At 71.2% G+C, this 12,277-nt stretch carries 8 protein-coding genes; 3 read left to right on the plus strand and 5 right to left on the minus strand.

The window, feature by feature from the left end:
• Positions 1–14: 14 nt before the first annotated feature.
• The 3 genes from ACX1D3_RS03740 to ACX1D3_RS03750 form a co-directional block, all read right to left on the minus strand.
• On the minus strand, positions 15–470 hold the full coding sequence (locus tag ACX1D3_RS03740; protein ID WP_458995644.1) for a hypothetical protein: 456 nt from the start codon (positions 468–470) through the stop codon (positions 15–17).
• Positions 471–823: 353 nt separating this feature from the next.
• Positions 824–6,127: a PDDEXK-like endonuclease domain-containing protein gene (locus tag ACX1D3_RS03745; protein ID WP_458995645.1), complete on the minus strand. Its 5,304-nt coding sequence runs from the start codon at positions 6,125–6,127 to the stop codon at positions 824–826.
• Positions 6,128–6,314: 187 nt separating this feature from the next.
• The gene (locus ACX1D3_RS03750) at positions 6,315–8,363 is read right to left on the minus strand and encodes a hypothetical protein (protein ID WP_458995646.1); all 2,049 of its coding nucleotides are present in this window, start codon (positions 8,361–8,363) and stop codon (positions 6,315–6,317) included.
• A gap of 370 nt (positions 8,364–8,733) precedes the next feature.
• Between ACX1D3_RS03750 and ACX1D3_RS03755 the strand changes: the two genes are divergently transcribed.
• Positions 8,734–9,123 carry an HNH endonuclease gene (locus ACX1D3_RS03755; RefSeq protein ID WP_458995647.1) on the plus strand — a complete coding sequence of 130 codons (390 nt, stop codon included), beginning with the start codon at positions 8,734–8,736 and terminating at the stop codon, positions 9,121–9,123.
• A gap of 54 nt (positions 9,124–9,177) precedes the next feature.
• Here ACX1D3_RS03755 and ACX1D3_RS03760 read toward each other — a convergent pair whose 3' ends face one another.
• Positions 9,178–9,696 (minus strand): mycothiol transferase, encoded by a 519-nt coding sequence (locus ACX1D3_RS03760; RefSeq protein WP_458995648.1) that lies wholly within the window; start codon positions 9,694–9,696, stop codon positions 9,178–9,180.
• Positions 9,697–9,965: 269 nt separating this feature from the next.
• Here ACX1D3_RS03760 and ACX1D3_RS03765 point away from each other — a divergent pair, with 269 nt between their 5' ends.
• On the plus strand, positions 9,966–10,649 hold the full coding sequence (locus ACX1D3_RS03765; protein WP_458995649.1) for a GntR family transcriptional regulator: 684 nt from the start codon (positions 9,966–9,968) through the stop codon (positions 10,647–10,649).
• Positions 10,650–10,661: 12 nt separating this feature from the next.
• Here ACX1D3_RS03765 and ACX1D3_RS03770 read toward each other — a convergent pair whose 3' ends face one another.
• Complete coding sequence (locus ACX1D3_RS03770; protein ID WP_458995650.1) at positions 10,662–11,594, minus strand: carbamate kinase; 933 nt, start codon at positions 11,592–11,594, stop codon at positions 10,662–10,664.
• Positions 11,595–11,662: 68 nt separating this feature from the next.
• Between ACX1D3_RS03770 and ACX1D3_RS03775 the strand changes: the two genes are divergently transcribed.
• The gene (locus tag ACX1D3_RS03775; RefSeq protein ID WP_458995651.1) at positions 11,663–12,271 is read left to right on the plus strand and encodes an ankyrin repeat domain-containing protein; all 609 of its coding nucleotides are present in this window, start codon (positions 11,663–11,665) and stop codon (positions 12,269–12,271) included.
• Positions 12,272–12,277 lie beyond the last annotated feature (6 nt).

The raw sequence follows: 12,277 nt of genomic DNA on the forward strand, positions 1-12,277 counted from the left end.
AGCTGTGGGGGTCCTCACCGTCGACGCCTCCACTGCGCGTCCATCACCACGTAGGGTCCAGGTTCTGCCCCCTCGACGCCGTCGGGGATGACGTTGTTCATCACCATGCGGAGGTTGTCGCCGTCGCCTGAGAGGTCGATGGTCCACCCCCAGCCGCTGTACTCCATCGCAAGGTTGACCCCGCCGTCGATGATCGACCCGGTCAGAACGCCGAGATGCGGCTTTTGGTGCCAGGCGTCGATCCACGCGGCATTGATTGCGCCGTCGTCGTCAGGGGAGCCGACGAGGAGCGTGGCCGCCTGCGCGCCATCGGTGGGGTGGGTCCACTCGTAGCGCAGCGACCAGCCGAAGCCTTCGGCCTCGGCGGAAGACGTGGCGGATGAGGGGCCTGAGGCGAACTCGTCGGTGGGCATCATGCGAAAGGCGCAGACACCGTCCCAGTGGCCGACGTGCTTGGCGAGGGGATGCATGACCCGAGTCTGGCATGTCGACCCGGCGCCGCCTACCCCCGCGAGGAGGACGTTTCTCCCCATCGGTTGGCCCCGATACCGGCAAGTCCGAGGAAGACACCTCACGAACCTCACAGCGCGGAAACGCGCCCGCAGTGGCACCCTCTGGTCCACCTCTTGAGCGTGACCCCTCGCACTGGCGCCCCGCCACCGCGGATGCCTTGAACATCCCTGAGCTCCGTGTCCTCAACGCGGCGACGAAGGCCGCTGGCGGGTTGGCCGGCGGATCTGGTGCCGACTACGACACCAGATCCGCCGCCTAACGCGGAGCCAGGGCGGCCCTGCCGCCTGCGGCACGCCAGCCGGTGTCGCGGTCAACTCCCCGCGCCGTCTCGTCTCATCAGGGTGAGCACAGGCAGGAGGACGCTGCGGGCCGCCTGCGTCAGCGACACGCGGTCGTACAGGCGCAGGGTCTCGCGGAGGAGCTGCTCCTCGGACGACGGTGGGTTGGCGTCGGAGATCCGTCGCATGAGCTCGAGCAGCTCCCGGGGCGGCACCTCGTCGAGCACGCGGGGCCCGAGCTCACGGAGCCGGAACTCCTCCTGCCCGGGGAGACGGTAGGTGCGGCTGTGGACACCGGACGTGCCCAGCGGATTGTCAGCCACCAGATCGCCCCGCCTCACGGCACGGGTGACCGCAGAGTCGAGGATCTGGGCGATCGCCTTCCCGACGCGTGAACCGCCCGATGCCCGCACATACGCCGTGCGGAGACGGTTCCCGCGCACCGGGCCCTCCACCGCGACGATCCGCAGAATCCCCTCCAGAATCTCCTCGGCGGTGCCTTCACCCACCGGGCTGGCCGACCCGTCGAACGCTCGGTAGGGGTCCAGCGTCAAGGGGCGGAGGAAGATCGTGTCCACCGCTCCGTTCACCTGCGACATCGGGTCCCACTCCACTCCCAAGGCTGCTCGACGCGCCGGGGCGCGTGAGCCGCGATCCGTGCGCCCCAGCGCCAGGTGCAGGGTGGCGCCCAGTTCGGGGTACGCGGGTGGGGCCTCCGGGCCTGGGAGCACGGGCGTGACGACGCCGGGCTCGGCTGACGCCACCACGTTCTCCTCCCCGTCCGCCACCGGGTCGGTCTCCTCGGAGGCAAGCCCGGCGTCGGGGTCGTCGTCTGTCGGCTCGTCGACGATCTCCGTCGGCAGCTCGAGCTCGAACTCCTGCGCCGCGTCCTCCCCCTCGATCTCGACGCCGGCATCGATCCAGTCGGAGGGGTGGATGTCCATCTTGTCGAGCAGCGTCCAAAGCGGGGCCAGCGCGGCGGCCGGGTCGACGTAGAAGCTCGACTCCCGCACCCGGAAGAACCGCCAGCCGCATCGCTCGAGCTCCCGCTGCCGGGCGAGGTCACGCTCGTAGGCGTCGGGCCCGTGCCAGGTGTCGCCGTCGCACTCCACGGCCAGCCGCGCGCGGGCCCCCACCACCACGAGGTCCAGCCGGTACCCGAGCGCCTCCATCTGGGGAACCACCGTGTACCCGCGGTCCGCGATCCGGTTGTGGATCCGCTGCTCGAAGAGGGAGTCGAACGGCTCCACGCGCTCGTCCTCCGGCACCACCGACGAGGTCAGCTCGGTCCCCGACGCGCCGCGGCCAGCCACCCCGTAGGCGTAGTCGAGCAGCTGGAAGCGCAGATCCTCGCCGTTGGGCAGTTCGTTGAGCGCGATCGAGTGGAAGAGCCGCACCTGATCCTTCGCGCGGCTCACCGCGACGTTGAACCGCTGCACGTACATCTCCCGGGTCAGCGCGCCCAGCCGGCGCCCCGGCTCGGCGGCCGACACCATGGACAGGAACACCACGTCGCGCTCCGAGCCCTGGAAGTCCGGTGCGGTTCCCACCCGGAGGCTCCGCCGCGCCCACTCCTCGGCGGGGATCTCAGCCAGCAGCAGCGACTCGATGTACTTGGCCTGCCGCTCCCCGACGAGCGAGATGACGGCCAGGCTCGCGCTCTCGTAGGCCGGGTCGTCGAGGCAGGCCTTGAGGTCGTCGACGAGGGCGCGCGCCTCGGCGCGGTTGATCTTGCCCGTCGTGCCCTCCTCGACGCCGTCGGGCACATGCCGGACGACGAACGGGGCCAGCCGGTCCGACCCGAACTGCCGCACCGGGATGAGCCGGATGCCGTTGGGTTCGTAGGCGATGCGGTTGGAGAAGCCGATGATCTCGGGCACGCAGCGCCGGTGCTCCACGAGGGTGAGCTGGCCGCCGTAGCGCATGGCGGCCTCGTCGAACAGGGAGCGCTGCGGGTCCTGCCAGGTGTCCTTGTAGCGGTCGTCGTGCAGGTACTGCGCGGCCAGGTCCCTGAGCTGCTGCTGGTCGACGCCCACCGCGGCGGGGGAGACCTGCTTGTCGTCGCCGATGACGACGATCTTCGGGGCCAGGTACTGCAGGAACGTGGCCTCCAGGCCGGCCTGCGACGCCTCGTCGACCACGACGACGTCGAACATGTTCTCCTGCATGTGGAACTGCTCCGCAACCCGGTACAGCGGCATGATCCAGACCGGGACGGCCGGCCTGCAGCGTTCCATCGCGCGGCGGATCTCCGCCCGCTGCTGCGCGGCGTACTTGCCGGTGCCCTTGCCGAGGCGGCTGACCTGTTGTGAATAGCTGCGTAGATCGGCGCGGCGGCCCGGCGTGAGGCGTTCGCTGCCGACGGCGTGGCCCCAGGCGCGTTCGGCGGCGATGTTCTCGGCCACGGCGCGGAGCTTCTGGTCCGCCACCGAGATCTGCGCCTGGATGCTGTTGGCGTCCACCTGGTCCTGTGCCAGCACCCACGCCCCGACGGCGCCCCAGGCGACGGCCGCCTCGAGGTACTCCAGCCTGGCGTCCCAGGCATCATCGTCCGGGCTTGTCAGGACCGCCTCGGCGAGAGCAGGAGTGGCGGCGCGGGCGCGGTCAGTGAGGGTGTCGCGGCGGGCGATCGCCTCGGCCACCTGTTCGAGCCGCACCAGCCATGACAGGGCGCGGGCGTAGCTCTCGTGATCCCGGTTGTCGACGGCATCGCTGAGCATGTGGACCGGCTCGGCGGCGTCGGACCAGCCCGCGACCGTGGAGATCTCTTCCCCCAGGGCGTTCAGCGGCTCGCGGGCGGCCGCGACCGCGTCCGCCGCCTCGATGGCGTCGATGGAGCGGGCGAGGCGCTCGACGGCGGCCGCGTCCCCCCACGCCGGCGGCACGATCCCGCGCGACCGGAGGAAGTCCTCCTCGGCGCGGATGCGCTCACCGAGCTCCACCACACGCACGAGGTAGCTCAGCTGGCTCCGGTGCCACTCCACACGTTCACGCGGGGTGTCCTCGTCCGGGACGTCCACCGATGCCGGCCAGGCCCGGTCCACCTCGTCCAGCAGGCCCGACGCGTCGCGGTGCGCCATGAGGACGGTGAGCGCCGCGACCGTGGTGGGCGGCAGTCCGTCGACCCTGGCCTGGTCCAGGAGTTCGCGGCACTCCTTGACCACCCCGGGGGCGAAGGCCCCGATCTTCACCGTCCCGTCGGCGCGGGACTTGAGGGCGCCGCCCGTGCGGAGGTGGCGCTCCAGGGCGGCGGCCATGGCGCGCATGCGGTCCATGTCTCCGGGGAGCTCGACGCGGACGCCGGCGGGCAGCCGCTCGAGGACGCCGTCGACCTGCGCGATCCCGGCCTCCAGCGCCGAGGCGCGGGCCGCCCACACGTCGCCGGTACCGCCGCGCACGGCCGCCAGCGCATCGTCGATCCACTGGAGCGGCAGCCGCGACAGATCCCCCGCCGTGGTGACGTATTCGGTGAGGCGCGTCCTGAGCGCGAGCCGCTGCTCGACGCTGAGCGCCCGCAGCGCTGCCCTGCTCCCGTGCTGGGGGCCGTCGACCAGGGAGGCGGCCGCCGCCTTCGCCTCGGACTCCGAGCGCACCTGGGCGGCGAAGGCCTCGGCCTCTGGGACGGCGCGGCTGGGGAGCCGGCGACGGCTGCTCTCCACCGCGTCCTCGCCCAGCGAGCGGTCCCGGAGGAGGGCCAGCCATTCGAGGGCCTCGTCGTCGGACAGTGGGGGCGTGGACTGGGGGGTGAAGGCCACGAGTTCCGAGGCCCACTGGTACTGCGCCGCCTCGGACTGGTAGCGCTGCGCGATGGCGGCGAGCGTGCCGGAATAGGGTCCGTGGCTGAGCTCGGCCACCTCGTGCGAGCGGGCGCTGACGAGGTCGCGGCTGAGTGCCCGCCGCCGCTTGTCCAGCTGCGCCGCCTGCTCGGAGAACTGCTGGATCTTGAGGGTGGCGGCGTGCTCGTCGTGATCGCCGGCCCGTCGGGAGATGTGGTCGACGGCGGTGCGGAGGTCAGCGAGGTCGTCGCGGCTAGCCCCGATGACGGACACGGCCAGCGGCTTGATCTGCGCGGGCAGCTTGGTGCGGACCTCGCGCAGCGCGCGGTCCGTGTGGGCGGTGACAAGCACGCGCTGCCCCTGGGCCAGCAGGTGCGTCAGCAAGGCCGCGGCGGTGTGCGTCTTGCCCGTCCCGGGAGGGCCCTGGACGAGGGTCTGCGCGTGGCGGTCCACCCGCTCGAGAATTCGCCGCTGCACATCGTTGAGGGGGAGGGGCGCCACCACCTCGTCGTCGAAGGTGAGGATGGCGCCAGGCGTGGAGACCTCGGTGACCGGGGGGAGGCGGTCCGGGTCGATCAGCGGCAGAAGGCCGGCCGGGACCTCGCCGGCGGCGGCTATCTGGGCGGCGATCTCCTGGAACGCCTGCACCAGGCCGGTGCGGTTGCGGGGGCGGAGCACCAGCGCCGGGGCCCACGCCACCGTCGGGTAGGGATGGAGGTCAGGAAGTGTCGCGGCGTGGTCCCAGCGCCCCTGGGCGTGCAGCTGGAGGGCCACGGTCCGGCCCAGCTGCTCGACGTCCGTCGGGTCGAGGGGGTTGCCCGAAAAGTCGTGGCCTCGGGTCTCGAGCTGTCCGACGAGCGACTGATCGGGGATGAGGCTGGGGTCGAGCATGTCCAGCTCGACGTGCATGCCCACCGATCCTTCGTCGAGGAAGAAGTCGAGGCGCCCGTTCGACTCCTCCAGCTTCGGGATGACCGGGACGGTGAACAAGTGCCGCCGCATTCGCTCATGCCCCTCGGGGGCCCAGGCGAGGAGCCCGACGCCGAGGATGAGTTCAAGCTCCTCGCTCTTCTGGGTGGTCTGCACGTAGAGCTTGAACAGCTCGGCGTAGGAGTCGCGGACGGGCTGCTCGCGGAGGAACACCTCCGCCCACTGATCCCACCTTGCGGCCCATGTATGGAACGCGGTCTCGACGGCGGGGTGGTCCTCCGAGCGCTCGCGCGCCCCGTCGGGGGAGGCGCGCCACTCGGCGAGCCGGGGTCGCTCGGCGGCGTTCAGGATGTCGCCGGTTATCCATCCGGACAGCGATGCCGGGACCCGGGGCGGGTCCGCGGGGACGAGCCTGTCGATGCTGATGAGGGGGCCCTGGTCCCAGGCCTGCCCCGGCTCGGTGACCCAGCGGACGGCATCGGCGTCGGGGAGATCGCCGAGCCAGTGCACGGAGCCGTCGCGGCGGTAGGCGTCGATGTCGCTGACGGGGGCCTGTCTGAGCTGCTGCGCCTTCGCGAGGAAAGTGAAGAGCCGCACGGCCTTGTCGACGTAGCGGGAGGAATCAGGCAAGGGTTGTGACCTCATCGGTGGGATCTGCGGGAGGCTCCATCGTGTGGTGGGCGCTCTCGTCGGGACCTTGGCGAGCTTAGCGCTTGGCTCTGACAGCGGGTTGCTCCCAGCGGGGTGGGTGAACCAACCCGCAGCGAGCGCCCACCTGGGCCCCGGTGACCATCCGCCTGCGGTGGCGTGGACCCGGCTACGGGCGGACGTCGTCGTGGAGTCGCACGCTCGAGAACTCGATGGTCGCGTCCGCGCACTTCCAGTAGTGCAGGCGTCGCGCGCTGGGCGTGTTGCTCTGCAGCGACACCCGCCAGCACGTCTCGCCCCCGCTGCGCGTCACCGGCGGGTCGTCGCCGCCCCTGCCGCTGCGCAACTGGTGGAGTTCGCGCGAGGCCAGTTCCGCGTCGCGCCCGGTGAGCACCTGCACCATCACCTCCACCACCTTCGCCCGCGACACTCCCTGCACGGTGTTCAGCGTCTCGAAGAACCCTGCCCCGTAACGCCATGGTGCCAGCGGGTAGCGGTCCTTCTCCCCGGCGGGGACGGTGTAGGCCCAGAGTTGCCTGATCTCGAAGTCCAGCTGCTCGGCCTCCGTGGTGAACAGCACGTCGTCGACGACCGACGGCCGCGCCCGCGACTTCTTCCTCCGAACCTCCTCACGCAGCTGCTGCCGCAACTCCCTGGTCTCCTCATGCAGTGCGCCGAGCGCTGCCCTCGCCCGGCGAAGTTCCTCCACCAGCTGCCGCTGCTCTCTCAGCAACCCGTCGACGACGTCCGCCGTCACCTCTGGCGGTGGCACGGCCGCCGGCTCCTCGACAGCCTCACCCTCGGCCTCCGCAGCCACCTCCTCCAAGGAGACGGCGGGCTCGGTGATCTGTTCGGCGACCAGCCATGGCGGGCCGCCGTCGAGGATGCTGGGGGCGGGTACGGCCGCCTCTGGGGCGGCTGCGTCGAGCAACGACAGGAGCCACTCGCCGGTGGCCTCATCCCGTTCCACGATCCACACCGGCACCACGTCGCCGTCGGTGAGCAGCAGCCGGAGATCGTGGTCGTCGTCGACGAGGAGGTCGGAGGGGATGACGCTCGCGAGTCCGGGGAACAGTTCGACGGTGCAACCTTCGGGCCCGACTGCCGCGACCCTGGTCAGCACCGTGTCGCCCGGGGCGTACGCGGCGACGGCGTCCTCGGCGCGCAGTCGCATCCCGCGGACGTCCAGGCGCCGACTCTCCGGATCGAGCTCCCCCCGTACGGTCATGCCCTTGCGGAGGAGCCGACCCGCCTCCACGCCTGGCTCCACGAGTTCCGGCCAGATCGTGCACGGCATGCCCGCCCCGGCGTCCACCAGCGCGCGCCCGCCCGCGACCCCCGAGACGGTGCCCTCGACGTTGACCGCGGTCTGACCGGTGGCGTCGGCAACGAACCCGCCCGCAGACGACATGCTCATGGCGTCGGATACCAGCTCGCGGGTGATGCGGACGCGGTCCGTGCGTCCGTAGGCGAACCGCAGCGGCGACTCGTAGGGGTCCGTCTCCCAACCGGACCCGATGGGGTACGCCCGGGATGCGCCGCCGTACACCTGGCACATCGGCGGGACGGCTTCGCTGAACGCCCAGCTCGCCTCGGCCGTCTCGATCTCGACGACGTCGGCGATCCCGTGCAACGTGGTGTGGAGGTTGTCGACATCCGCGTATGCCTCGGGGGCGCCTGTTGCACGCGACACCACCACCACCGGCCGCTGCCGCGCCGGGTTGCGGAGGAAGGCGCCGAGGGCGTGAGCATCGTCGCGGGTGCGGACGGCCGGCGGCACCGTGGTCGCGGACGGGCGGGGGGTCGACGGAGTGGTGGAGGGTCTCCGGTTGCCGGTATCCACAGGAGGCTGCGGGGCGAGCGCCCGCTGGAGCGCGCCGAGGAGGCGGCTCTTGAGGTCCTTGATCTCGTCGGCGTCGCGGGCCAGGAACAGCGGCACCGTGTGGGGGTCGGTCTCCCAGCCCGTGCCCGGAGGGTAGACGCGGCACGCGCCGCCGAACACCGAGGATTCCTTGCCGACCTGATCGGACAGCGCGTACGTCACCTGATCATGGGTGAGCGTGACCACGTCCGCGCGCCCGTCGGCGGTGAAGTCCGTGGGGGCGACGTAGGTGTCGTGGCGGCCGCGCGCCACCGTCAGCACGACCACCGGCCGGGTCCGTGCCTCTGAGCGGAGATAGGCGACGAGCCGGTGCACGTCGAACGCGTCCGTGATCACCTGCGGCCCCGTACCGGGAAGTTGTAGCCCCATCGTTGCCCCCATCGACGTCGGTGGGTTCGATCATCGCGCACCGGGGTGACACTCGTCGGCTGCGCACGAAACGCCGGAGGAGCCGGCGGTCAGCGCCGCAGGCGCCGCTGATGGGCGAGTCAGGCGGCGAGTCGACGCCGGAGCTGCTCGAGCCGCCGCGGCGAGAACGGGCCTGAAACCGCTGGGCGACCGGCTAGGTGGCAGTTCTGGCGGCGTAGTCGCGCTCAGATCCGCCGCTCAGCATCGGCAGCCCAGGGGACGAGCCGGTGCGCCGTCGAGGTGGCGTGTCGTGCGTGGCGCGGCGGGATGAACCGGGGCTCGGGCGTAGCCTGCGGGCATGGCCGGGCGAGCGACGACGATGAGGGTGCGCGCGGCGCGACGACGGAAGCGTCGGCTGAGCGCCAAGGTGCAGGACCTCACGTCGACGCAGTGGGGTGAGCTCTGCGACGCCTGGGCCGGGTGCGCCTACTGCGGCGCCGTCGATGTGGCCCTGCAGAAGGACTGCGTCCTGCCCATCTCGCGCGGTGGCCGCTACACCGTCGACAACGTCGTGCCCGCCTGCCGCGCGTGCAATGCGAGCAAGTGCAACAGCGAGGTCACGGGCTGGATGCGGAGGAAGAAGCTCGACGAGGAGTCGTTCCTGATCCGCCAGTGGGAGATCGTCGCGGTTCTCTCGGGCGTCTCCTCGAGTGGGTCGCCACGCGGGGTCGTGGTCCGGGAAACGTAAGCTGACAAGGAGAGTTGCTTGGGCTTCGAGGCTCGTCGCTTCGCTCCTCGCGCCTCAGCCAGCGGGTGGGTGCCCCGGCATCCCGCACACGTAGGCCGCCTGCGCGAGGTGCTGGGCGGCGTCGTCGATGATGCTCACCAACCGCACCCCGCGGGTGACTGGAGGATCCCAGCGACGATCGACCACGTCGTCGAGGTCCGCATCCTCCAACCCTCCGATGTAGCCCTTCAGCGCCTCCACGGCGGCGCTCACGTAGGCCACCAGCGGCGCGGCATCCGCGACCACGATCGCCCGCGCCTGCTCGGGGGTGTGGCCGTATCCCACCTTGTCAGCGACGGCGCCCAGGGCGAGGCGGCCGCGGAATCCCTGCGTGGTCCACACTTCCTTGTCCCCGGACAGGTGGGCGAGCTGCACGTCGATCTCGCGGCCGGTGTGCCAGAGCAGCCAGGCCACTGAGTTGTCGTGCCCGGCGGGGTGACGGTTCAGCACTTCCGCCGTGAGGTGCGGGCGGAGGTTCTCCAGCGCGTCGAGGGGGCGCGAGGCGGCGTCGAGGAGGATGTCGATGGCGTCCATGGTGTCCAGTGTCGCGGAGGGGCGGGGGTCGGGTGGCACGAATGTCCGGCTCGGGGGGTCCCCGTCGCCCTCTGTGTGCGTGGGGGTAGGGTGCGACGGCGTGTCGTGCCCGCTGTAGGCGCGGGGGTCGGGTGGCACGAATGTCCGGCTTCGGGGGCCCCCGTCGCCCTCTGTGCGTGTGGGGGCCGGGTGCGACGGCGTGTCGTGCTACCTCAGGGGGTTTGGCCGGGTGGGGCTACTCTTCCCTCAGACGTCGAGGAGGGGGCACGATGACCGTGAACGGGACGCGGCACCTGGCGGACAGTGTGCCGTCCCTGGTGGATGTCGCTCTGGACTACATCCGCACGGGTATCGCCAGCGGCGACTTCCCGCCCGGCCACCGGCTCAAGGAGCGAGATCTCTCCGAGGAGACGGGCATCTCCCGCATCCCCATCCGCGAGGCCATCCGGGCGCTCGCGTCCGAAGGCTTCGTCACCCTCGTCCCGCGCCGGGGCGCGGTGGTCACCGAGATGCAGCCGGCGATCCTCGACGAGATCTTCGAGGTCCGCGAGGCCCTCGAGGTGCAGGAGTGCGCACTGGCGGCGAGCCGCGCCTCCCAGGCCGAGATCGAGCGGATGCGCGAGAGCGTCGAGGCCGCTGAGCTGGCCGCCCGCGCCGGCGACGCCGAGGCCGTCAACTCCGCCAATGCCCGCTTCCACGAGATCCTCGTCGAGGCCTCCCACAACGACACCCTCGCCGGGGTTCTCCGGCCGCTGAAGAACCGGCTCAACTGGATCCTGCGCCAGAACGACGACGTCACCCTCGTCTGCCAGGAGCACCGCGACATCCTCGAGGCCATCGCGTCGGGCGACGTGGACCGGGCCCGCGCCGTCGCCACCAGCCACGTGGCCACCAGCAAGCAGTTGGCGCTGGCGGTACTGTTCCCGGACCGCCAGGACGCCGCGAACGCCTGAGCCCCGGGCCCGCTACGGGACGACGACGGTCCCGGCCTGCCCGGCCACCGCGTCGGTGATCTTCTCCAGCCGCGTGATGATGCCGCGACCCCCCGTCGCCTCCACGAACGAGCACACCGCGTCCACCTTCGGGCCCATCGAGCCGGGCGGGAACTGCCCGTCGGCGAGGTGATTCCGCATGGTGGCCACGTCGATCTCGCCGATGGGGCGGGCATGGTCGGTGCCCCAGTCGAGCCAGGCGTTGTCGACGTTGGTAGCCAGCACCAGCGTGTCGGCGGAGATCTGATCGGCGAGCAGCACCGAGTTGAGGTCCTTGTCGATGACGGCCTCCACCCCGGCGAAGTGGCCGGGTGACTTCTCCACGACGGGGATGCCCCCGCCGCCGCCGCCCACCACCAGGAAGCCGGCGTCGAGCAGCGCCGAGATGGCGGGCGCCTCGATGATCCGCAGCGGACGCGGGCTCGGCACCACGCGCCGCCAGCCGATGTCGCCGTGGTCCACCCACGTCTGGCCGAGCTTGATCAGCCGCTCGGCCGTCTCGCCGTCGACGTGGCGGCCGATGGGCTTGGTGGGGTTGCTGAACGCGGGGTCCGACGGGTCCACGACCGTCCGCGACACCACCACGGTGGGCGCGATCTCCAACCCCTGCTCCTGCAGCGCGCCGCTCAGCGCGTTGAGCAGGATGAAGCCGATCGAGCCCTGGGTGTTGGCCACGCACCAGTCGAGCGGGACGGGGGAGAGGAAGTACGCCGCGATGTCGTTCTTCGCGAGGATGTTGCCCACCTGGGGGCCGTTGCCGTGGGAGAGCAGCAGCTGATGCCCCTGGGCGACGAGTTGGGCGACCTGGGCGGACGCGGCCTCGACGGCGGCGATCTGGTGGTCGACTCTGACGGATTCATTGACCCCGGTGAGGGCGTTGCCGCCAAGGGCTAGTACGATGCGCATATCTCTGGTATACCATATGCCAACCTACAGTTTGTAGTAACTCTTCAATCCCGCGAGAGAGAACAACGATGAGGACTCCCCCCCAGCGATCCGACGAGTGGCCCACCCTCGCCTCCACCGCGACCCTCGAGCAGATCGACGCAACCCTCGCCTCGGGCGCCGACGTCGACGCCACCGACACCGTCGGACGCACCGCGATCCTGATCGCCGCGAAGGCCGGACGCCTCGACGCCGTCCGCCACCTCATCGCGGCCGGCGCGGACATCGACCGCCAGGACCAGATCTGCCTCAACCCCTTCCTGTGGGGCTGCATCTCCGGCAACGCGGAGCTCGTGCGCACCATGGTCGAGGCCGGCGCAGACCTCGAGCGCACCACCCGCTTCTACGGCAAGGGCATCCATCCCGCGTCCGAGAAGGGGCACCTCGAGGTGGTCCGCTACCTCACCGAGCAGACCGACATCAACCTCAACCACACCAACCTCTGCGGCTGGACCGCCCTCCTCGAGGCGATCCTCCTGCGCGACGGCGGCCCGGTGCAGCAGGAGATCGTCCTGCTCCTCGTCGGCAACGGCGCGGACCCGGCGATGGTCGACGAGCTGGGCGTCACGCCGCTGGCGCACGCCGAGCGTCTCGGGTTCACCGGGATCGCCGACATCCTCCGCGCGGCGCTCGCCTGACGGCCG

Source organism: Tessaracoccus yangjingae (assembly GCF_054483935.1).